Annotated in this window: 23 protein-coding genes and 2 pseudogenes; 14 read left to right on the top strand and 11 right to left on the bottom strand. The window is 28.4% G+C overall.

Annotated elements, in window-relative coordinates; all coding sequences use genetic code 11:
- Window positions 1-33 precede the first annotated feature (33 nt).
- From KGF42_RS05895 to KGF42_RS05885, 3 genes are all read left to right on the top strand, one after another.
- Entirely contained in the window at window positions 34-1,494 is a 1,461-nt protein-coding gene (locus KGF42_RS05895) for an NADP-dependent glyceraldehyde-3-phosphate dehydrogenase (protein WP_227823010.1), read from the top strand.
- Between the two features lie 368 nt (window positions 1,495-1,862).
- Window positions 1,863-2,468, top strand: a complete 606-nt coding sequence (locus KGF42_RS05890; RefSeq protein WP_107594109.1) for a TetR/AcrR family transcriptional regulator — start codon at window positions 1,863-1,865, stop codon at window positions 2,466-2,468.
- Window positions 2,469-2,470: 2 nt separating this feature from the next.
- Window positions 2,471-5,038, top strand: a complete 2,568-nt coding sequence (locus tag KGF42_RS05885) for a PEP/pyruvate-binding domain-containing protein (RefSeq protein WP_227825963.1) — start codon at window positions 2,471-2,473, stop codon at window positions 5,036-5,038.
- A 254-nt stretch (window positions 5,039-5,292) separates the two neighbouring features.
- Here the strand turns inward: KGF42_RS05885 and KGF42_RS05880 are convergent, their stop codons facing one another.
- The 3 genes from KGF42_RS05880 to KGF42_RS05870 form a co-directional block, all read right to left on the bottom strand.
- The gene (locus KGF42_RS05880; protein ID WP_227823006.1) at window positions 5,293-5,607 is read right to left on the bottom strand and encodes a PAS domain-containing protein; all 315 of its coding nucleotides are present in this window, start codon (window positions 5,605-5,607) and stop codon (window positions 5,293-5,295) included.
- A gap of 47 nt (window positions 5,608-5,654) precedes the next feature.
- Window positions 5,655-6,554, bottom strand: a complete 900-nt coding sequence (locus KGF42_RS05875) for a GGDEF domain-containing protein (RefSeq protein WP_227823005.1) — start codon at window positions 6,552-6,554, stop codon at window positions 5,655-5,657.
- 331 nt (window positions 6,555-6,885) lie between these two features.
- Window positions 6,886-8,067, bottom strand: a complete 1,182-nt coding sequence (locus KGF42_RS05870; RefSeq protein ID WP_227823004.1) for a GGDEF domain-containing protein — start codon at window positions 8,065-8,067, stop codon at window positions 6,886-6,888.
- A gap of 530 nt (window positions 8,068-8,597) precedes the next feature.
- Between KGF42_RS05870 and KGF42_RS05865 the strand changes: the two genes are divergently transcribed.
- The 3 genes and pseudogenes from KGF42_RS05865 (at window position 8,598) to KGF42_RS05855 (ending at window position 10,929) form a co-directional block, all read left to right on the top strand.
- A complete protein-coding gene (locus tag KGF42_RS05865; RefSeq protein ID WP_227823003.1) occupies window positions 8,598-10,034 on the top strand; it encodes a GntR family transcriptional regulator in 1,437 nt (478 codons plus the stop codon).
- Window positions 10,035-10,649: 615 nt separating this feature from the next.
- A pseudogene (locus tag KGF42_RS05860) lies at window positions 10,650-10,733 on the top strand (IS607 family transposase); the annotation flags it as partial.
- A 7-nt stretch (window positions 10,734-10,740) separates the two neighbouring features.
- Complete coding sequence (locus tag KGF42_RS05855; protein ID WP_227825962.1) at window positions 10,741-10,929, top strand: hypothetical protein; 189 nt, start codon at window positions 10,741-10,743, stop codon at window positions 10,927-10,929.
- A 254-nt stretch (window positions 10,930-11,183) separates the two neighbouring features.
- Here the strand turns inward: KGF42_RS05855 and KGF42_RS05850 are convergent, their stop codons facing one another.
- Window positions 11,184-11,537: a DUF3788 domain-containing protein gene (locus KGF42_RS05850; protein WP_227823227.1), complete on the bottom strand. Its 354-nt coding sequence runs from the start codon at window positions 11,535-11,537 to the stop codon at window positions 11,184-11,186.
- A gap of 333 nt (window positions 11,538-11,870) precedes the next feature.
- Between KGF42_RS05850 and KGF42_RS05845 the strand changes: the two genes are divergently transcribed.
- The 6 genes from KGF42_RS05845 to KGF42_RS05820 all read left to right on the top strand — a co-directional run bounded on the left by KGF42_RS05845 (window position 11,871) and on the right by KGF42_RS05820 (window position 16,398).
- Window positions 11,871-13,184: a DUF3440 domain-containing protein gene (locus KGF42_RS05845; RefSeq protein ID WP_227823228.1), complete on the top strand. Its 1,314-nt coding sequence runs from the start codon at window positions 11,871-11,873 to the stop codon at window positions 13,182-13,184.
- Window positions 13,185-13,201: 17 nt separating this feature from the next.
- Window positions 13,202-13,729 (top strand): IbrB-like domain-containing protein, encoded by a 528-nt coding sequence (locus KGF42_RS05840; RefSeq protein ID WP_227823229.1) that lies wholly within the window; start codon window positions 13,202-13,204, stop codon window positions 13,727-13,729.
- 593 nt (window positions 13,730-14,322) lie between these two features.
- Window positions 14,323-14,544, top strand: a complete 222-nt coding sequence (locus KGF42_RS05835) for a spore coat associated protein CotJA (protein WP_054272540.1) — start codon at window positions 14,323-14,325, stop codon at window positions 14,542-14,544.
- Window positions 14,544-14,807 carry a spore coat protein CotJB gene (locus KGF42_RS05830; RefSeq protein ID WP_227823230.1) on the top strand — a complete coding sequence of 88 codons (264 nt, stop codon included), beginning with the start codon at window positions 14,544-14,546 and terminating at the stop codon, window positions 14,805-14,807. The genes KGF42_RS05835 and KGF42_RS05830 overlap by 1 nt, the downstream gene beginning before the upstream one ends.
- A gap of 60 nt (window positions 14,808-14,867) precedes the next feature.
- On the top strand, window positions 14,868-15,440 hold the full coding sequence (locus KGF42_RS05825) for a manganese catalase family protein (protein ID WP_054272542.1): 573 nt from the start codon (window positions 14,868-14,870) through the stop codon (window positions 15,438-15,440).
- Window positions 15,441-15,732: 292 nt separating this feature from the next.
- A complete protein-coding gene (locus KGF42_RS05820; protein WP_227825961.1) occupies window positions 15,733-16,398 on the top strand; it encodes a chloride channel protein in 666 nt (221 codons plus the stop codon).
- 295 nt (window positions 16,399-16,693) lie between these two features.
- On the opposite strand, the gene KGF42_RS05815 is transcribed toward KGF42_RS05820, so the two are convergent.
- From KGF42_RS05815 to KGF42_RS05785, 7 genes are all read right to left on the bottom strand, one after another.
- The gene (locus tag KGF42_RS05815) at window positions 16,694-16,870 is read right to left on the bottom strand and encodes a hypothetical protein (RefSeq protein ID WP_227823232.1); all 177 of its coding nucleotides are present in this window, start codon (window positions 16,868-16,870) and stop codon (window positions 16,694-16,696) included.
- Between the two features lie 102 nt (window positions 16,871-16,972).
- Window positions 16,973-17,554, bottom strand: coding sequence for a TetR/AcrR family transcriptional regulator (locus KGF42_RS05810; RefSeq protein ID WP_227823233.1), 582 nt, complete (start codon window positions 17,552-17,554; stop codon window positions 16,973-16,975).
- Between the two features lie 124 nt (window positions 17,555-17,678).
- Window positions 17,679-18,503 (bottom strand): MerR family transcriptional regulator, encoded by an 825-nt coding sequence (locus KGF42_RS05805; RefSeq protein ID WP_227823234.1) that lies wholly within the window; start codon window positions 18,501-18,503, stop codon window positions 17,679-17,681.
- 179 nt (window positions 18,504-18,682) lie between these two features.
- Window positions 18,683-19,576 carry a type II CAAX prenyl endopeptidase Rce1 family protein gene (locus KGF42_RS05800; RefSeq protein ID WP_227823235.1) on the bottom strand — a complete coding sequence of 298 codons (894 nt, stop codon included), beginning with the start codon at window positions 19,574-19,576 and terminating at the stop codon, window positions 18,683-18,685.
- Window positions 19,577-20,118: 542 nt separating this feature from the next.
- On the bottom strand, window positions 20,119-20,268 hold the full coding sequence (locus KGF42_RS05795) for a YvrJ family protein (RefSeq protein WP_054269141.1): 150 nt from the start codon (window positions 20,266-20,268) through the stop codon (window positions 20,119-20,121).
- Window positions 20,269-20,280: 12 nt separating this feature from the next.
- Window positions 20,281-20,511 carry a DUF2922 domain-containing protein gene (locus KGF42_RS05790; protein WP_054272552.1) on the bottom strand — a complete coding sequence of 77 codons (231 nt, stop codon included), beginning with the start codon at window positions 20,509-20,511 and terminating at the stop codon, window positions 20,281-20,283.
- 364 nt (window positions 20,512-20,875) lie between these two features.
- Window positions 20,876-21,097 (bottom strand): DUF1659 domain-containing protein, encoded by a 222-nt coding sequence (locus KGF42_RS05785; protein ID WP_054272553.1) that lies wholly within the window; start codon window positions 21,095-21,097, stop codon window positions 20,876-20,878.
- Window positions 21,098-21,656: 559 nt separating this feature from the next.
- On the opposite strand from KGF42_RS05785, the gene KGF42_RS05780 reads away from it, so the two are divergent.
- Window positions 21,657-21,914, top strand: a complete 258-nt coding sequence (locus KGF42_RS05780; protein ID WP_107594624.1) for a Mor transcription activator family protein — start codon at window positions 21,657-21,659, stop codon at window positions 21,912-21,914.
- A gap of 449 nt (window positions 21,915-22,363) precedes the next feature.
- Window positions 22,364-22,717 (top strand): annotated as a pseudogene (locus tag KGF42_RS20430) (hypothetical protein); the annotation flags it as partial.
- Window positions 22,718-23,161 lie beyond the last annotated feature (444 nt).

The following is a 23,161-nucleotide window of genomic DNA, read 5'->3' as shown; positions in this document are numbered from 1 at the left end:
ACACAAAGTTATATCAGAGAGAGGAATAAAAATATGTTTAATGAACTTAGAACAAAAGAAAATGTATATAAAAATTTAATAAATGGAAAATGGGTAGAATCTAATTCAAGAAAACCAATAGAAATTTACTCACCAATAGATAATTCTCTTGTTGGTAAAGTACAATCTATGACAAAACATGAAGTAGATGAAGTTATCCAAAATACAAAAGAGAGTATAAAGGTATGGGCTGAAATGCCTGTATACAAGAGAGCTAATATATTTCATAAGGCTGCTGATTTACTGTTAGAAAATATAGATGAAATAGCTAATATACTGGTACTTGAAATAGCCAAAGACATAAAATCTGCAAGGGCAGAGGTTGAGAGAACAGCAGATTTTTTAAGATATACAGCAGATGTAGGAAAAAATATGGAAGGTGAAGCTATTAGTGGCGATAACTTTCCTGGTGGAACAAGAAATAAGATGTCATATGTATCGAGAGTTCCATTAGGTACTGTTTTAGCTATATCTCCTTTTAATTATCCTGTAAATTTATCAATGTCAAAGATTGCACCAGCACTTATTGGTGGAAATGCAGTTGTATTAAAACCTGCTACACAAGGGGCTATTAGTGCACTTCATGTAGTAGAAATTATGAGAAAAGCTGGGATACCAGATGGAGTACTTAATACTATTACAGGTAGGGGTAGTGAGATAGGGGATTATGTTGTAACACATAAAGGAATTAATTTTATTAACTTTACTGGTAGTACTGAAGTTGGTCAGCATATATCTAAAATATCTGGAATGGTGCCATTATTATTGGAACTTGGTGGAAAAGATGCAGCTATAGTATTAGAAGATGCAGACTTAGATTTTGCAGCTAAAAATATAGTATCTGGAGCATATTCATATTCAGGGCAAAGATGTACAGCAGTAAAGAGAATTCTAGTACAAGAGAGTGTAGCTGACAAATTAGTGGAAAAAATAAAGCCATTAGTAGAGAAGTTGACAATTGGAAATCCAATGGATGAAGTAGTTATCACACCTCTTATAGATAATAAAGCAACCGATTTTGTTCAAGGGTTAGTTGATGACGCATTACATAAAGGAGCAAAGTTAATAACAGGTAATGTTAGAAAAAATAATTTATTCTATCCAACGTTGTTAGATAATGTAAATGTTGATATGAAGATTGCTTGGGAAGAACCATTTGGCCCAGTACTTCCAATTATAAGAGTTAAAGATATGAATCAAGCAATTGAAATTGCTAACCAATCAGAGTATGGGCTTCAATCATCAGTATTTACAAGTGATATTGATAGGGCGTTTTATATAGCTGATAAACTTGAAGTTGGTACTGTTCAAATAAATAATAAGACTGAAAGAGGTCCAGACCACTTCCCATTTTTAGGTGTAAAGGCATCTGGTATGGGAACTCAAGGTGTTAAGTATTCAATTGAGGCTATGACTAGACCTAAGGCAGTAGTGGTAAATGTTAGAGAGTTGTAATAAATAGAGATAAAGAATAATAGAAATAAAAAATAAAGGAGTTGTCTTAAATTTGATTTTTTGTAATTGAATTTTAAGTTCAACTCCTTTTTGAATTTTTATATGCTATTTCTTAGTAATTATTTTTTAATAAATATCTTAAACTTTGAGATTGATGAAATTTGAACATGATAAATATCTTAAATTTATAGTCTTGTTTTCTAATGATGAAGCCTATTTCTACTTAAATAGAGCAATTTCTAAAATGAACATTTTTATCTCGAGTACCATATACAATGGAAAAAATTAACCTTGACAAGTGACCGATGGTCGCTGTATGATAAATAAAAAAGAAACGACCAGTGGTCGCTAAAAGGAGGTATCGCCTTATGCCAAAAGGAATTGTGCTTACACCCGAACAACAAGCAGAACGCCGAGAAAAAATAGTTGCTGTTGCTTTGAGTCTCATGGCTGAAAATGGATTCAAAAAAACATCAATGAGAGAAATTGCAGTTTTAGCCAACATGGGAAAGTCAAGTCTATACGATTTTTTCAAAACGAAAGACGAGATTGTTGTATACGCAGTTGAGAAAGAAATAGAAAAAACTATCCAACAAGTTCATAGGATTATTGATGGTGAACCTTCGCCACAACAGTGCCTTAGAAAAATCATGCTTAATCATCTTAGATTTCCAGAGCAGTATAGAACTGTACTGATGTGGTTAAATACAGAATCTGATTATTTAGAAGAAGAGTATCGAAAGAGACTTAAAGATGCTCGTTATGCATATCAAGATATTATAAAATCGGTAATTGATAATGGTGTGACCACAGGTATCTTTCGCAAAACGGATACCGCTCTTGTGACACGTTTGTTAATTAACTCCATGTTATCAATCAGCTACACGTCCCGACCATCAGATAGTTCGGAAAAAATGTTGGATGAAACAATGAATATATTTCTGCACGGGATTATGAATGATGGAGGTGAATGATTATGATTTATTATGTCTTGCCACTGGAACATAAACAAGCAACCATTGAAATTGTTGGTGGAAAAGGAATGTCTTTATCAAAACTATTGACAGCAGGCATCCCTGTGCCAGACGGTTTTCATGTTACGACTGCTTCATACCAGATTTTTGTTGAGACGAACCATATTCAGTCTCGAATTAATAAACTGCTAGATGGTATTGATTCCAATAATACCAGCCAACTTGAAGATGTATCTAAGAAAATAGGGGTGCTTTTCCATAATGGAGAAATGCCACAGGAAGTGTCGGACGCAATTAAAACGGCTTATGCCGGATTAGGGAACATATCGGTGGCTGTCCGTTCATCTGCGACTGCTGAAGATTTACCTGACGCTTCTTTTGCAGGTCAGCAGGAAACTTATCTTAACATACAAGGTGAAGATAAAGTTATTGACGCTGTAAAGAGATGCTGGGCTTCCTTATGGACAGCTCGTGCTATTGCTTATCGTGTGAAGAATAATATAAAGCACGAGATTGTCGCACTTGCTGTTGTAGTACAAAAGCTTGCATTTTCCGATTCATCTGGTATTATGTTTACGTTAAACCCAATCAATGGTAGACGTAGCGAAATGATTATTAACGCTGCATGGGGGCTTGGTGAAGCGGTGGTTTCTAGCTTAGTTACACCCGATACAATCGTAGTGGATAAGGACTCCGAACGAATTATATCGTATGAAGTGGCAAATAAAGAGATTATGACGGTTCGTACTTCAGAAGGAACAGAAGAAACCATGGTTCCTGAAAGGTTAAGAAAAAAATATGCTCTTACTCGTAATCAGGTAATGCAACTGATACAGCTTGGAAAGAAAATTGAGAAGTATTATCAAATGCCTATGGATGTAGAGTGGGCACTGGAAAAAGATAAATTGTACATTGTTCAGGCTCGTCCAATTACTGTTCTGCCACCGGAATGGGTATTGCCAGAACAGGATGTTGTATACACAAAGGGAAGTTTGGCAGAACACTTACCAAATCCTGTTACACCTTTGTTCGCCACGCTAGGTCTTGAAATCGTAAACCGTGCATCGGAGCTTTTATGGATAGATATGTTTGGTAAAAGTGCGAAAAAACTACTGCCAAAAAACGGGGCATACACGGTTATTAATGGATATGTTTATCTTTCTGCTAAATCAAAGCCACTTTTGATTGCTATCAAATCCCTTTCCCCACGCTCTTTACGTAGGACACTTATGAACAGCGTTGCACGCTGGGAAACGGCACGAAAAGGATATGAGGATGCTATTAAACAATGGGAAGAAAAGCCCCTGCATACGATGAACGCCCATCAAATTATGGAGGGTATTCAGACAATATTTTATGCCGCATGTATTTATTTCACAAGGATTCAGCTTACGTTGCCTGCTGCTTCTATCAGTGAAACATTATTTACAAAATTATTTCAAGGAGCAGTTCGCCGTGCTGGTATAACGGATACTTCCGTTTTCCTGCTTGGGTTTGATACGATTGCTCTGCAATCGGAAAAGGAGTTGTGGGGTCTTTCAGAATGGGTAAAGCAAAATAACAGCATCAACCTTTATCTGCAAAACAGTCCTGCAATAAAGATAGCAGAAGATTTCATGTCTTCAGTTGTGCCTGTTGGAGTTTCACAGGAAGTATGGATAGAATGGAAAAATCGAATCAATAAGTACTTTAAAGAGTTTGGTCGTACTGCTTATGAATTTGATTTTGCGTATTCCACACCACAGGAGACACTTACAACAACTTTTGAATCCGTAAAAACATTTGTGGAAGGAAAAGGGGAAAGTCCTTTTTTACGCCAGACCACGTTTGAAAAGCGTAGAAAACATGCAGAAGAAGAGATTTTACAACACATAGGTGGATTGCGTAAAAAACTATTTTTTAAGTTGCTCCATTGGGCGCAGGAAACCTCTCCTATGCGTGAAAATGCTATTTATTTGATGGGAATGGGGCATCCTCTGATTCGCTGTATGTTTCAGGAAATCTCAGAACGATTCATACGAGGAGGAGCTATTTCACATTTAGATGATATTTATTGGCTCACAAAATCGGAATTGGAGGCACTTATAGAACAGTTGGATAAAAATAAGTCTCTATCTGATATGAACGGGTTAATACCTGTTCGAAAATCTGAACTTAAAAAATACATGGGTTATGTGTCACCATCCAAGTTGCCAGAGAAAAACAAAAAAACTATATCACAAGCACTACAGAAGCAGAAAGATGGGAAAATTGTGTTGACGGGCATTGGTACCAGTACTGGTGTTGTGACGGCTCCAGCTTGTGTACTGAATAGTCCAGCAGATTTTGAAAGCTTTCAACCTGGAAGTGTTTTGGTTGCAGTTACCACAACTCCAGCATGGACACCATTATTTTCATCTGCAAGTGCGATTGTAACGGACATTGGTGGTCCTCTTAGCCATTCAAGCATTGTCGCACGTGAATATGGCATCCCAGCCGTTATGGCTACACACATTGCCACACGAACTATTAAGAGCGGACAAATGATAACGGTGGACGGGTTGGCAGGTACGGTGACGTTTGATGAGTAAAAAGCCTATTTTCGCTTTGAAGCTTTCAACCTTTGTGATTGCGTTAGCGGAAGTAGTAATACTTAAAGTTTTTAGATTTCATAATACTACTAATACCCACCGAACAGCAGTAAGAAAAACCATAGCTTGGTGGGTATTTTCTTATGTAAAAGTTTGTTCTATTTTAATCATCATTTGTTCTGTAATATCAACCATAACAGAATATGAAATAGGGTATCCATCAACTATTTCTCCTGTTAAAAATCCAAATAACTTTATCCAAAGTTTTTTCCACTGCGATGTTTCATACGACAAACAGAATCATATTTTTTTGCTCCAGTAGAAAACGTTTTTACTACAATATCTACAAGTTCATTCCAATCTTCTGGATTATCCTTGTAAAAAAGGTCACATTGATTATGAAATAGAGTTTCGTATTCTTCTTTTGTATAACCAAACATTTCATAATATCGGTCATTAGCCCAAACAACAGTAAAGTGTTCATCTAATAGGTGTTTACTAACGCTTACATCTAGTGCATTCATTAATAAACTATATTCAATATTTGCAAAATCTGTACTTTTTGACATTCCTAGGACTCCCTTATAACATATATTTTATAGAATATCTAAATTACCTAGTTTAAAGTAGATTTATTTTTAAGCTTATTTTCATACATCAAAGAATCTGCCTCTGATATTAAAGTTTCAATATCAGATATTCCATCCCACTCAACTAACCCATAGCTTATGGAAAGAGCATAAGGATACTCGTAAGTATTACTTAAATTTGATAATTCATAATTGATATTAATCATTATTTTTTCTGCTTCTATACAACTTGTATTCTGTAAAAGGAATACAAATTCATCTCCACCATACCTAAATAGTAAGGAATTTTCTATATTTATAAGTTTTTTTACTATTTGTGCAGTAGTGGATATGTATTTATCACCAAATTGATGTCCAAATTTATCATTTACAAGTTTTAAGCTGTTTAAATCAGCAAAACATAAAGTAAATTTGTAGTGATTTGATGTCCATTCTGATAATTTTTGGTTTACAAAAGGTCTATTGTAGAAGCCTGTCAGTAAATCTGTATATACAATATCATTCAATTTATTAATTTCATATTCTGTTTTTAAGCTTTCTACATATTCTATTTGGTTTTTACTATCGTAACTTTTTATTTGAGTAATTCTAAAGCTATATCTTTCTGCAATATAGTTACCTACCAAAACTATTATGGCAGACTTGATTCCATATAATTTTGAAATCAAGACATTTTCAACAGTATAATATATTGATAGACTCAAACATAGATACAAGTACATTACAAACATAAGGCTCAATAAAAAAATCAGATTTTTTTTGTCTTCTAAAACTGTTTCAAAGCTAATCTGATTATTTTTATGATTTTTATAACAGAAATATAGCCCTGTAACTATAAAACTAAATGATATAGAAAACATTCTGTAAATATTTGTAATAGAATTACTATCAAATAAATATGCTGGCATGTCTAATACTATTGACATTAAAGACCTAAAAAATATGTTTATTGCTAAACTAATGATAGAGCAGTTTAGTGAATAAAAAAGGTTTTTTATGATGGGGAGTTTGTAAGTTATTTTAATTTGTATGAATAAAACCAACATAAAAATTGTCCAATTTGTAATTAGATGTAATCTTAAATAAGTACAAATAATAAAGATTAAATAATTAAATAGAGAATATATAACGTATACTTTATATTTGTTTTTAGATTTACTAATCACAATGTCTAGATATTTAAAAAAATTATAATGATAAAGATAATAAGATGAAAAACATAGTAAAATTATAAGTAAGCTTATATACATATCCATTTTAGTTACTGTTCCTTCTATGATTATTTTGTTTATCAGTGTACATTCTAACATCTGCAATATTAATAATTTCTTCTATAGTCATTTTATTTTCGCTAGGAACTTCCACAATACCATAGCTAAAAGATATCTTATTATCCATAATTTTACGTATTTTCTCCATAAATTCTTTTGTTGTGTTTTCATTAGATTTAGGCATAATAACTATAAACTCATCTCCTCCTATTCTAGCAAATATATCGTCTGTTCTTAAATTTTCAATAACTATACTTGAGAAGTTAATAATATAATTATCTCCAGCTAAATGTCCATATGTATCATTTATTGTCTTTAATTTGTCCAAATCGATATATACCAATGAAAATAATAAGCTATTATCAATGTAAGACTGTATTTTTTCAAAAGCAAATTTTCGAGTATATGCTGATGTTAATTCGTCAATGTTAGCTTTTTTCTTTAATAAATTGACTTTTAATAACTGTTCTTGCTTTATCATTTCTAGTCTATTATGTTCTTTTTCTAAATAAATGTTTTTTTCAATGGAATATATATGATTGATGAATATAATCAGTTGTAAGGTTAATAATAAGTTACTTCCAATTATAAAATAGGAAGTTAGAGAACTTGGTGGTGAAAATGTAACCTGTACACTATCAAATAATATATAGCCTAAAGTGAACCAAATAAACTTTAAAAATAGACTGAATTCTATTTGATTTTTAGTTATTATGTAAATGTGCTCTTTTAGTTTATCTATAGAGTACCATAAGATAAAATCTAAAATAGAAGCAATTAAAATGCTAGTTAACTTATAGGTCCTATTTATAAACATAGTATCTAGACTTGTATTTTCAACAAGAGATATTATACTTAGAGTAATAAGGTGTAAAATACAAAAACTTATTACTGCTATATTAGGAATAAAACGATTGCTATTAGATTTTTTTTTGTTCATTAAAAGCAATTTGTGACTTACTATGTAAAACAATATATAAAATAGTGGTAATGGTAATTCTGTAAACATTATTGTCAAAAAAGTTAATGGTTTTACTATAAATATGTATTTATAGTTCTTATGTACAGCTATACTCTTGTTTCCAAAAGATGCTACCTTGTATATGTAGATATTGCAGAGTTCAATTATTAATATAATAGTTATGATTAAAAAAATATGGTATTTCATAGTATATCCTCTTTTAAAATGATATTGTATTTACTTAAAATGGAGTAAATTTTATATACTCGATTTTACATCTTTTCTTTAGGTACATATAAAGAGCTTATATGGATACCTTCTTTTTTATTGTATATATTTTGTGCTAGATAGAGTTTAAAGAGTATCCCTATAATTTTATATAGCAAGTATCATAATTATATATTTTAAGTATCATATGATTTATTGTGTAAAATTAAGTAAAGTTATTCTATTAGCAAACATAAATAATATCTAAAAAAAAATATATATTCATTGAAGTTTTAAAACACTTAAAATTGTTCTAATTAATTTACTACAATAACATGTTAATTTATTATAGTCATATATAATATGCTATTTTACTGTATTATGGTATTATAAAACTTAGACCATATATATAAATGGTTTATATTAATTATAGATTATGAAGAAAAAATAAGCAACTACTTTAATTTGTTAAATAAAAATAAATCTAGTTTATGAAAGGCAATAAATCTAATTTATCAAAGAGGAAAAATATGAAAAAAAAACCACAATATCTAATTATTTTTGAACATATAATTCAACAAATTTACACTGGTAAGATTACTGTTGGAGATAGACTTGATTCCATCCAAAATATGTCCAAAGAGTATATGGTATCAAGAAATACTATAAAAAAAGTAATAAAAATGTTGTCAGAAAAGGGATTTATAGAAACAAAGGTTGGGTGTAGACCAGTTTTAATCAACAACACTAAAAAATCAATAGAATCTGAATTATCATATGAGAGGATTTTGCAAGTATCAGAGATGTATCAGATTTTTAGCTTGATATTTCCTTCTATCGCTGTGTACAATATCAAAAGATTTACAACTAAAGATTTTCAAGAATTACATGAGATTACTGATTGTATAACAGAGGATAGTTCTGACTATTTTGTTTTTAGAAAACAGAGGATAAAATATATAGAGAAACTAATAAGTAAAACAAATAATTCTCTTATTAAATATTTTTGTGATATTATTCAGTATGATGCTATGATTTCAAAAATGGTTTATAGTGTCGATAACTTGGATGACTGTTATGTAGATTTTTTTAGTAATAAGTATATAGAACAAATAAGAAAAATTTATTCATATGCACTGAATGGGGATTTCATTAAATTCAAGGAGTCATTAACCTGTATGTATGAAAACTGCAGAGAATCTACACTTAAGATGATAAAAAATTATGTTCCAGAAGGTAGATATGCAAATAATTTTAATTCTGTATCATTAGAAAATAGTTATTTATATGATTTAATTGTTTCAGATATAATTTGTCAGGTTTTTGAAGGAAGTCTTAAAATAGGAGATTGTCTGCCATCAATTACTTCGGTAATTAATAAATATAGTGTATCTCTTCCAACAGTTAGAAATGCGTATAATAAATTAAATGAATGGGGAATTGCTAAAACGATTAATGGCAAGGGAACGTATATAACCCTTTTTTCTGAGTATGATGATTATTATATAAAGACAGAAGAAGGGTCTAAAAGATTGAATTTGCTTTTAGATGCTATAGAATTTGTTACGATTACTCTTGAGGATGTAGTCCTTTTATTAAAGGAGAAGATAGATTACATAGATGTTGAGGATATAGAAGCTCACTTAAGATATTTACAAAATAATTTTGAAGAGTGTAAGGTTTATCCCGACTTTGTTTTACTTTGTAAGATAGTAGATTATACACAAATTTACGTATTGCAAGAAACATTTTTGCATTTAAAACAATATATGATATTTGGAATTTATTTAGAGAGATTCTTTCGTAAAGAGTATAATGAAATTTTGAAAACACGTTTTGATGTATGTTTGGAGATACTTGTGTATTTAAAAAAAGGTGATGTTGAAAATTTTGCAGAAGCTTTTTCAAATATTTTTAAGAATTCTTTACAAAGGTTGAAAAATGTTATATTTGTATTAAAAGAGTGATATTTGAGTATAATTAAGAGCAATATAAAAAATAATAAAGTTTTTATGTGATTTTAAATAAATTAAGTTAAGTAATGGATATTTTCTAAGTATAATAAGTGAAAATATCCATTATTCTATTTATCAAATTTTAAGAACAAGGTGTATATCGTATTGTAGAATAATCTTATTATCTGTAAAATTTAGGTTGTTTCACAAATATTTTTACTTAATCAATCTTAACTAAATTTTGTAATAGAAATATTTCATTATTAAATAAGGTTTTTATAATCATAATAATAAGTAATAGATAATTAAACTATTTTTAATTAATGGTTGAGCATAAGTTTAAAATATATAAATTGATATACTTATTTTAATGAATTTTTTGAATGTTTTACTCTAATAGAATTACTAATTTTTTGAAATATATTATAGAAAATTGTTTTAAAATATTGTTTTTATTGATTATTTATCCAGTTATGCATTTTTATCGACCAGTTACACAGAATATATTGAATATTAAGAAAATTAGTACTACTATATGGATAAATAAATATATACATAAAGGAGGTTTTTTATATGAGTCTTTTTGTTGGTGGATGGTCAAAATTTAGGGCTGTCGAAGAAGAAGATTTAAAAGATGATTTGAAAAGTCAAGTGGAGTTTCTTAGACAATATGCAAATGCTAAAGGAATAATAGTAGATGAAGTTATGGAGAAGAACTATGAATAAAAACAACAATTCGGTTATTATATGTATGTTTGTAGGTATGATACTTGGAGTGGCTATAGGTTGTGCTATGGGTATTTCTAAAGGAAATGTAGGTATCCAAATGTGTTATGGTTTAGTTTTTGGAATGATAATTGGCATATGTATAGGGACTGTTATCAAAAATTCCAATAAAAAAGAATAAACAAATTTGGATTTATCGGTTTGTTTAGTTACTCCTTAATTGTGATAAAATTTTTTACTTATCTGTAAAAAATCAGATAAGATATATTAGTAGATACTTTTTATATTTTTTTAGTATGGCAAGAATTGAATTTATATATACTACATTTAAATGACAAAAAATAAAAGTTAATTTTGTTTAGGTGGAGCTTTTTTTGCTCTTATATACTGAATAATGTCAAGTAAGTCTGCATCTTCTAAAATACGATACTTAATCTAACCTCCATTATTGCCACAAGGATAACGATTGACCCAAAGTTCTTTAGCTTTTGGTGTTAAAGCAACTAGTATTTTTTCTACTGATGGAACTTGCCTATCGCCTATCTGAATCATAACAGTAAATGCACCTTTTTCAAAAAAAGCATAAAATAAATGAAAAGATTTATGGCTATATTTGTAACCCCAACCATAATTATTTCCAAAAGGAAATCGAAGTTCTCTTGATAAATTATATTGAGTTTCCAGGTAAGTTTCCAACTTACACAAGCGTGCATATCCATCTTTACCTATGTATTCTATTATTTGAGACAAGCAAGGTTTATTGCTTTTATCAAGCATACGTTCATACATTAAAATTTACCTCCGTTTTTACTTTTGAGTATAGCAAAGTAATTATGACAATAGTATGTCAAGTTTTTATGTTTTATTAGACTAATATGTAAATATAAAGTAGTTAGTCTTGGATTATAGAAAAATATGATATTTATATATATTGGAAAAAAATGTAAAATAATGATAAAATATAGTTTATAATACAAAAGTATAATTATATTATAATTATACGTGTTTAGTTGGATTTGTGTATTTAAATAATGTATAATTTATGCTGATTACTGCTAAAAAAGCATAATAATATTGCATTGTAAGGTTTTATAAACTTCTAATTGAAAGGGGAGAATTCAAATGGATAAGAGATATTTAGAATCCGATGTATTTGAAGCTTTTCAAGAAAGACTTTCTTATCTTTTCAATGAATTTGATTATATCTATGTATCTTTTAGCGGAGGAAAAGATAGTGGTTTACTGCTAAATTTAGTTTTGGATTATAAGAGAAAGAATAATATAAGTTCCAAAATAGGAGTATTTCATCAAGATTTTGAGGCTCAATATAGTATGACTACTGAATATGTTGAAAAAGTATTTGAGGATAATATTGAAGATATTGAACCATATTGGGTGTGTTTACCAATGGCTACAAGAACTGCTGTAGGAAATTATGAAATGTTTTGGTATCCATGGGATGATGAGAAAGAAGATTTATGGGTAAGAGAAATGCCAGTCAAAGAATACATAATAAATCAAAAAAATAATCCTTTTACTTACTATAAATATAAAATGAGACAAGAAAGTTTGGCAAAACAATTTGGTAGGTGGATTAGAGATATACACGAAGGTGCAAAAGTTGTTTGCTTATTAGGAACGAGAGCATCAGAATCTCTACAACGTTATTGTTCTATTGTAAATAAACAGCATGGATATAAAGGAAAGTGCTGGATAACGAAGGAATTTAAAAATGTCTGGACAGCATCACCTATATATGATTGGGAGATAGAAGATGTCTGGCTAGCCAACTATAAATTTAACTATGATTACAATAAAATTTATGATTTATTCTATAAAGCTGGAGTAGCTCCAAGAAAAATGAGAGTAGCATCACCTTTTAATGATTCAGCTAAAGAGAGTTTAAATTTATATAGGGTATTAGACCCAAAGGTATGGGTGAAATTGGTTGCTAGAGTACAAGGAGCTAATTTTACTTCTATTTATGGAAAAACAAAAGCGATGGGATATCGTAGTGTTAAGTTACCATATGGGCATACCTGGAAAAGTTTTACCTATTTTTTGCTTGATACCTTACCTGAAAATATAAGAAATAGCTATATTAAAAAATTTTCAACATCTATTGATTTTTGGCATAATACAGGAGGTGGTTTGCCAGAAATCGTTATACATGAATTGATGAGAAAAGGTTATAAAATAGAGTTAAATGGAGTTTCAAATCATACAAAAGATAAAAAGAGTAGGGTCATATTTTTGGATGATATACCTGATGATACAGATGATATTAAATTTACCAAAGATATACCAAGTTGGAAAAGAATGTGTTATTGTATTTTAAAAAATGACCATATGTGTAAGTTTATGGGATTTGGTCCTACAAAAGAACAAAAAGTTAGAACAGAATATATTAAGAAAAAATATGAAAAAATCCATTAGATAGGAGTTAAGATACTATGGAATATAAAAGTCCTGTATATGGAATCATCGCAGTACCAATTGAAAAAATAGAATCTAACGACTATAATCCAAATGCAGTAGCCCCACCAGAAATGCAGTTGTTGTACAAAAGTATAAAAGAAGATGGTTATACAATGCCAATTGTTTGTTATTATAATCAGGAAAAAGACAAGTATGTTATTGTAGATGGTTTTCATCGTTATAGAATAATGCTTGAAAATGAGGATATATATGATAGAGAAAATGGACTTCTTCCTGTTTCAGTAATTGATAAATCTATTGAAGAAAGAATGGCAAGTACTATTCGACACAATCGTGCAAGGGGTTCTCATAATGTAGATTTAATGAGCAAAATTATAACTGAACTTTGTGAAATTGGAAAATCTGATGAATGGATATCAAAGCATCTCGGTATGGAAATTGATGAAATTCTTAGGTTGAAGCAAATAACTGGATTAGCTTATTTATTTAAAGATAAAGAGTTTGGTAATGCATGGATTCCTTTTGGTTCTGATATAGAATAAGAAAATTAAAGAGATTTATTAAAAGAAAAATATATATTAAAATAAAAAGAAAATCAAAAATATATATTAAAAATGAATGCTTTTAATATTATGTATAAATATAGAGAAAAGAGTAGGAAAAATATCCTATTCTTTTTTTATTTTTGTATAGCTATTAAGAGAATTTATAAATGTACAAGTATTGAGAAGCTATATGAATATAGAGGTGTTAAGGCTATATTTTTAAATTAAATTAAATAATATAACTTAAAATATTTTAATATCAATTTATTAATAAGCAAAAATAGTATTAAATTGTATATTTATATTGATTTAGATAAAATACAATCACATTTTATCTAAAAATGAATAATATATAGTAAATAGTAATTAAGTAATAAAAAATTGTATAAACTCTATATTAATTATTTCAAATAGATATTTATAAAAGATTAGTTTAATTACACCAATTTTTAAGAATAACATAAGAACAAAAAAGATACTCATTTAATTTTATTAGAGGTCTATTAAAACTACTGCTTATAATATAGAATCAGTATACAATTTTTAAAACAATACTATTTCAAAATTCTAAAAATTAAGGAGGATAATTAATGGGATATTTAAAAGATGATAGACAAGATTATTGTTGTGAATTTGCTAGACCATACATTAATCGTCAAATTTACAATGACACATACAATCCAAAAACAGCATTAAAAAGAGGTACTTTATTTCCTGAACTCGATTTAATAGAGTCAAATAACTATAATGATTGGCTATATGCAAATCCTAAAAACAGAGTTAGAGCTAAAAAAGGGGGTAACATGTACTAATGTCATTAAATAGAAGAGAGCTTTTAGAGAAAATTTCAGAATATCAATTTGCTTGTATAGAATTAAATTTATATTTAGACAATAATCCAAAGGATAAGAAGGCACTTGATTCATACAACAGATACTGCGATAAATTTACACAAGCTGTATGTGATTATGAGTCTAGATATGGAGCATTAACTAATTTTGGGTATGAATCAAGTGAATATCCTTGGTCATGGATATCTGAACCTTGGCCATGGGATAAATCATTTTATAAATAAAATTATACAATATTAAAATTAAATTTATTATTAATATATATTAAGGAGGAGTAAGATAATATGTGGATTTATCAAAAAACACTGGAACATCCAGTTAACATAAGACAAGCAGACCCTAGAATGGCAAAATATATCATGACTCAGTTGGGAGGACCTAATGGTGAGCTGGCAGCTGCAACTAGATATCTTCAACAAAGATATACTATGCCAACTGGAAAATCTCGCGCACTTTTAACTGATATAGGTACAGAAGAAATGGCTCATGTTGAGATAATTTCTTCAATGTTATATCAATTAATAGGTAATTGTACTCCAGAAGAACTTAAAGCTGCTGGGCTTGGAAGTAATTATGCTACTTTTGGACATGGTCTTCAGCCAGTAGATTCTAATGGAGTAAACTTTACTACAAGTTATATTAATGTCTTTGGCGATTCGGTAACGGATTTACATGAGGATATGGCTGCTGAACAAAAAGCATTGGCTACGTACTATCAATTAATAAATTTAACTGATGACCCTGATTTAAAAGATATATTGAAATTCTTAGGTCAAAGGGAAGTAGTACACTATCAAAGATTTGGTGAAGCACTAATGGATGTTTACGAATTTACAGAGTGTAAACATCAGTTCTAATAAAACAGTAAAAATAAGAGGTAAAGGCTTAAATAGATTGCCTTTATCTCTTATTTTTTGTTATTCAAATGGATTATTTTGTTACTTAAATTTGTCAGTAAAAACAAGTAACTATATGAATAATAATTATATAAATTGTGGAGTATTAGTATAAATTAAGTGTCTACTGCTAGCGAAACACTTTTGTAAGTAATAGGGCAATACATAGAAAGTATCAATAGTAGAGACCTTACAGGAAAATCAGTTTGTAAGGATATTTTGATTGCATGTAATGAGGGTGGAGTTAAATCAAGTGAGATTGATTATATTAATCTTTTCTTTATATAAGAAGATTCCTAAAATCGGTACATTTGGAAAACTGTTGATTCCATTTATAATGGCTGGTATTCTTGGGTTTGTAATGCCCGAAGTGTTGGGAAGTGGACACAATTTAGTTGAAGCACTTACAAGTAATGAATATATTTTTGGAATGGTTGTTTTGATTTTTGTTATACGTTTTATATTTTCGGCTGTCAGTTTTGGGTCAGGTGCACCAGGGGGAATCTTTTTTCCACTGCTTGTTTTAGGAGCGTTTATGGGTGGAATATTTGGAATGGTAGGCGTTAAAGTTTTTGGAATGAATCCAGATTATGTCAATAATTTTGTACTTTTGGCTATGGCAGGATATTTTACAGCTATTGTGCGTGCCCCTTTGACTGGAATTATATTGATTTTTGAAATGACAGGTTCTGTTAGTCAAATGCTTTCACTATCAGTAATTTCGATTGTGGCATATATTGTGGCTACACTTATGAAATCTAAACCTATTTATGAAAGTCTTCTTGAGAGGTTACTTGAGAAAAATGGAGAACCTGCACCTAAAGATAGGGGAGAGGTTATTATTATAGTTAAATTGATTGTATTAGTGGAAGTATTTGGAAGATTGTTTATAGGTATTTGTTATCGTAAAGTAAGGTGATTTAGAATAAAAGTAAAAGGTTATAAAGCAATGAGTACTGTATTATAGAAAAGAGGACAAGAGTTTTAGAGTGAAAGTAAAAGTGTAAATAAGTATTTTAAAATATACTAAAAAACAAGAGAAATACTTTTAAGACAGTAATAAATAGTCAAATATTTCTATACCATAGTAAATAATTATCATAAAAAAGATATTATTATAATAAAGAAAATATAATGGTAAGGAAGTTATTATAACAGATACATTATTATAATAAAGAAAGTATAATAGTAAAGAAGTTATCATAAAAAAGATATTAATTTTTTACTAAAAAAGCTATCACAATCAACAACGAAAAAGCGATTGAAAGTATTGAAAAAGTAAAGTGAGAATTTGAGTCATTATTACGATTATTAAGTTTTATCCATAAACCACATATAATTGTACACAATAATAAAATTGCTGATATTACTCCTATAAATGTAAAAAACATTAAAACTCCCCCTTATTTAATGTAAGTGTCTTTTAGTCAATGAAAATATTTTCATCCATTACTAGGGAATAACAGAGATGTACATTAAAAATAAATACATTACTATTTTGTAATATCTAATAAAAGTAAATCTAATTGAAAGTCTATTAAACTATTTCTCTGTTCAACATTCTTAATATCAATACCGCTATACTTAAAAAAAGCATCAGAGCGAAGAAAAAGTAACTGAATAAATGAAGTTATTTGATATGCAATAGTCCTGTATTCAGATTCAGTTTTTTTATTGTCCTGATTTTCATAATGAGCCTTAACCAAAGGTAGTATTTCAAATGGATAAACAATTTCTTCTTGTATTAATATGTAGGGTACAGAAACCTTTATAAATTGACTATATTCTCCTATAAAATCAAAAAATGCAATTAGTATTTCCCTTAATTGCTGTTTAGGTGCTAAATTTTTAGTATCGTGTGTAGCCTTATATTCATTCATATGATGCTTTAAAAATTTTTTAATAGAAGTATTAATCAACTCTTCTTTAGATTTAAAATAATAATTAATCATAGCTAAATTTACATTTGCTTTAGCTACAATTTCTCTAGCTGTAATACTTGAAATATCTCTATGTGAAGATAGTAACTGGATTGTGGCATTAATTAGTTGTTCTTTTGTTGAATCTACTCTCATAATTTTTCCCCTCAAAAATTTCTTCATAAAAAATTAAACGTGTTTAATACACGTTTAGATACTATCATGAAAATTTTAAGATGTCAATGGGTGGTTGGTACTTAGACATTTAGTTACAAATATATTAAACCTTTATAAGAGGTATCTGAATTTCTGTAAGATAATTTTCAGGATTTGTTTCATTATGCTCGCCTTTATGACCAATTTGCCTATTTATACCTGACATTTTATAATCACTATTTTTATCCAACCAATAACAAAAGGACTCATATGCACCAGCTATATTTTCATATGGACCATACACCATAGTGCATGCCATTATATCAACTTCTTCTGTCTCATGATATATAAATTCAGACTTATTCTTTCCAAGCTTCTTTACGACAATTCCAACTTCAATATCTACACCATTATCTCTAACTTCTTCGTCATGGTAAAATGCTATATTATTGTTGGATTGACGTGATACTTCTATATGTTCTTTTTTAACAAAATCATATAACTTCTCCCAGAGGATGCCTTCAGAGTAGTAGTCTGGTATTATTTCTCTAAGTGATATGATTTTATAACTTGGAATCTTCTTAAAGACAACATTGTAATGAATCTCATTTTTATCACAGTTTATGGCTTCTATAAGCTTATCAATTTTATTTATTCTCTGTTGTTCTTGTTTTATTTCATTTTGTATTTCATTCTTTTTTCGATTTAATTCTTTAATTACAAATTCATCATCCCAATTATGTATGATATTTGCTATTTCTGAAACACTAAATTTTGAATCTCTCAATAAGACAATTCTTTGTAAAGTTGAAATTTGTTCAACCGAGTATAGCCGATGACCTGTATATTTATCTATTTCTGCAGGTTTTAGAATACCGAGTTCATCATAATAACGTAACATACGAATAGAAACCTGTGTCAATTTTGAAACTTCTCCAATTTTAAACATTAAAATATAACCTCCTTTTCGCTTATAATCAGTATATATTTTGTTTTTGTATACTTCAAGCATTTAGGGAAGTACGTTTATATTACAGTTATTACTATAAACTATGGAGAGTAAACTGCATTTGATTCATAGTTGTATCAAATTACAGATTATTTTAAATTTTATGGCCCATATTAAAATTAATATTCTAGCTCAAATTCAAAATTATCTGACTTTATCTGCTCAATTTCAGAGTTTACCTTCTGTTTAAATTTATTAGAAGAAATTATATATGCAAGAAATATCAAACCAAATATTATTTGTACATATTGAGCTATTACACATAATTTAATAGGGTAGTGTAAAATCAATTGAACATTGAAGAAGAAGTACATCATATGAGTAAATCCAGCTGCTAAAATACTTCTATTTGTATTGATATATACAAAGTTAATGATAAAGTTTAAAAGTACAATGTTTGGTATAAATAAAAATGCGTCAAATAGAGAATATTGTGCTAAATTATATGGTATTTGATTAGGTGTAAAATATGACCCTAAGTACCAAACTCCACAAACAAGCCCTAAAATAATTGAAGAACCTGTAAATCCAAATCTGACTAACAATTTATCAATAGCATATCCTCTCCATCCAAATTCTTGACTAAGTATACTTGATATAAAACTTGCGAATAAAATAAAAGCTATTTGAGAGGGTTTATACATTGCTATATGTACCCAATCTATATCAGAAGTTTTTATATTAAAGTAATTTCCTATTGTTAAAGAAACAATAAAAGTTAAAGCAAAAAATAATATTGTTAATAATGGCCATTTTATGCCCATTTCTCTAAAGCTTAGGTATCTATAAATGAAATCCTGTTTTGCACTTTGTGGGTAGACTGTAGAGATAAAAAGTAGACCTACAATAGCTGGTGACGTATATGCAAGATAAAATATGATTTCTCCAAGTATAGTGCCTGTAATTCCAAATAATACAGGTGTAAGACTGAATATCCAGTTAAGTAATAGAGTAAATATAAAGAAATAGGTTAAGTGTTTATTTGTATTAAAAGGGGTGTTATATAGTTGCATTTTTTTACTATCCTTTCGTTTTATAATAGAATTTTAATTTATCTAATCGTTTGCTTCTTATGTATTAAGTTTTCATTTAACATTAGTCATTATTTGTTATAATATGTTATTTTTTGTATTTTGACTATCTATTTATAAATTAAATATAATTAGTTAGTATTTACTATTGAATTATATTATTTTATTTTGATTATTAAATAGGTCAATAAATGTACAATTAGTGATATTAATAAATTACTTTAGATTTTTATTAAATGTTTAGCTTTTCTCTAATATTTTTTATGTAACAACGTCATCTCATTTTATTACTGTCATTAGAATAGCATTATATCTTATTGAGTCCAACTAGATGCGTTCTAAATTTCAAATTATGTATAGTGAAATTCAAAAATTAAACAGTGAAATTCAAATTTGAGGTGATAAAATTCAAAAAATACTATGGATATTTGGAAATATAATCCAAATATCCTAGTATTTTTCATAGAATATATCTAATTATTTTACAAATAGACCTATTTTATGATTTACATAGATTGTCAAATTTACTTCTTAAATACCAAAATATTTTTGGATAGTGTATCAATACTGTTAGATAAAGTGTTTAATTTACCCTCGATTCTAACCAATAAATACATAGATAGAGCTATGGGAAAACCAACATTGGTTATTAACAGTTGTAAACTATCATCCATGAAATTAGCCTCCTATTCTATAACTAAGTCGTAAGGAGTGGTATTTGTTTCTACAACCTTAGCTTCAACAGCAGAAGCAAGGTCGAATCCTCCAACTGAAAAAATATTTTTAGATACTATCAAATCCATAACAGATTTTATATTTTCTTCAGTTAAGTTATCTTTTGGATTTTCTATAGAAAAAGAAACTTGCTTATCCTTTACATTTTTAAAACTCATGACTAATTTTTTCTTAATCTCCATACAGTTACCTCCGATATAATAATTTATATTTTAAATTGTTAATATTAATTGTTGCTATCAATTTGTTGATTTTAATTGTTGTTAGTATAGTAAATGCCTTGATATTATTTCAGTTAGCTTAAATTGAGTGTGACAGCACTTGCAATAGCTAACATGTGTAAGTTGAAATATATTTGACATATTAATCTTTAAAGTATCAATGTATCAAAGCTATAATATTGAATTTATAAACTATATTGAATTTATCACTTAATATTGAAGTTATAACATATAAAATCTATAGCACATTGAGTCATTATATAATTTAACACTTTATATAAAGAGTAGATTTCTTATTTTTGAAGTAGACTATATTCAAAAGTTATTATTTAGATAGAGATGTACTATCTAATTTTAAAATATCTACAATAGGATTTTCTTGAAGACTTGCTATTGCCTCTGCAACAGCATAAACATCATCATTCAATGCTTCTGCCTTTACATTTGCGAATGACTTACTTTTAATAACCGCCTTACCCTTATCATCAAAACCAGCATCCAATTTTAGTTTTATACTAGATAAATTTTTTGTTGAAACAACTGCCATAAAATTACCTCCTAAAAATTTAATTTCAAAGATTTGTCGACTTTCTTTGTTAACTATAATACTATCATCTAAGATAATATCGGAGTTAAACCATAATTTCTTAAGATTTTTTGTGTAAATTTTTATAGAAAAAATTTTCATATGTGTATAATGAGGTAACTTATAAGTTATTTATGGAAATATGTTTTTAGTATTTAAAAACAGTGTTTGTGTATTTTCATGTTAGTTGAGCTATTTTTGAGTAGGGTTTTATATGTATAGAGTTAAATGTTAGGTGTTAAAGTTTATGTTAAAAAAATTATTAAATTTAATCTGTAAATAAAAAAGTTAAAAGTCCAATATTAACATTTTACCTTTAAAGCATTAAAATCTTTATTAAAGCTAACAAAGTTATTAGGTTATGAAAAATTTTATTAAATTTAATACAGTTATAAGACTAAAAAAATCTATATTGGGAAAGTTCATTTTGTAATACCCTCATAAAGATAGTTTAGTAAATAATTCATTAAATAAAAACTTTGTTAAGGTTGTAAAAAAATTTAAAAGGGGAGTGTAGTTTATGAAAATAAAATTGGAAGATATACCAGTTCAGTTTCATGCAATGGTAGAAATAGTGGGGATTGATAAGTTTATAGAAGTCACTAAGATGTATGGAGGGACAAATACTTATATACCTACATATAAGGGGATTTTTAGATATGCTAGAAATAGAGAAATAGTAAAACAGTTTAATGGAGTCAACTACAATGAATTGGCTGTTAGATATTGTATGTGTGTAAGTAATATTAAGCGAATACTCAATGAAAATAGTATATAAACATAATGCAAAGTGTCTTATAAAATGTAAGTGTAAAAGTAGAAAAGACGTTTTGTAAAGTTTTTTCAGACAAATTAACTAAATTTATTACTTATTAATTTAAATACATTGTATATTCTATAAAAGAATTTGTTAGATACTGGAGATATATTGAGAATACAAAAAAATAGTCGAAAATATTTGTTAGCTAAAAAATAGATAAAATGATACAATTGCTTGTATAAAGGGGAAAAAACAATAAATAAACTATATAAATAAAGAAATATAAATTAATATGACATAATATATTTATAAAATTAAGAATATAAATAGATATTTTAAGGAATTAGCTGTTAAATTAGAAAAGATTAAAATAAATATATATTTATATTTAAACTATTGTGTTGTTTATATAAAAATAATAACTATCGAGTTATTAGCAATTATTAGTAGAAATGGGGGAAATAGATATGAATAATGGATTTTATAAATTGAATTCAGTGGTATTGGGCTTTGACATAAGAAATGATATTAACAAAATAAGATTTAATCATTATATAATGAGAAAGGAAAATGTACAAAGACTCCAAGGGACTCTGCCAAGAGGACAATTTTATATGGCAGTGAGGAGAGCTGCCACAGATTTACAACTTTCTATTTCTACTATAAGCAGGCTTGTAAGAGAGTTTTTGGATTTAGGGATAATAAGATTGGTATCTAAGGGCGTAAAAGGTAATCGTTCTGTATATAGTTATGTAAGTATAGAGTTTAATGGAAGTTTATTTGATGATAGCAAGTGTATAGAGCTTGATTGTGTAGGTAATAGAGATTATGTTGGTAATGATATAAAGCTTGATTGTGTAGATAATAGAGATTCTGTTGGTAATGATATAGAGCTTGATTGTGTAGGTAATAGAGATTCTGTTGGTAATGATATAGAGCTTGATTGTGTAGATAAAGGTGAATTTGTTGATAACAGTAGTGATGTAGAGTTTGGTTGTAATAGTAAAGATAATTCATTTGATTGCGATATGAATGTAGAACTTGAGTATCGTAGTAATGAGCATTTGTCTAATGATAATTATGACGTAGAACGTAGTTATAACAATTTCCATAACAGAGGTACTATAAAAAATAGTAGAATATTTCTCTCTCGCACAAGATGATTTTAGGTCGGTTGAGGGATTAGAAAACGCCGGAAACCCGCATAAACACTACGTTTTTGCGCGTTCTCGGCGTTTCTATTATCGCCTGTGTTGGTGGTGCTT

The sequence above is a fragment of the Clostridioides sp. ZZV15-6383 genome (genome assembly GCF_020657735.1).
GTDB classification, from domain to species: Bacteria; Bacillota; Clostridia; order Peptostreptococcales; family Peptostreptococcaceae; genus Clostridioides; species Clostridioides difficile_D.
Note: the sequence above shows the minus strand (reverse complement) of the source record. Positions and strands in the feature narration are given on the sequence as shown.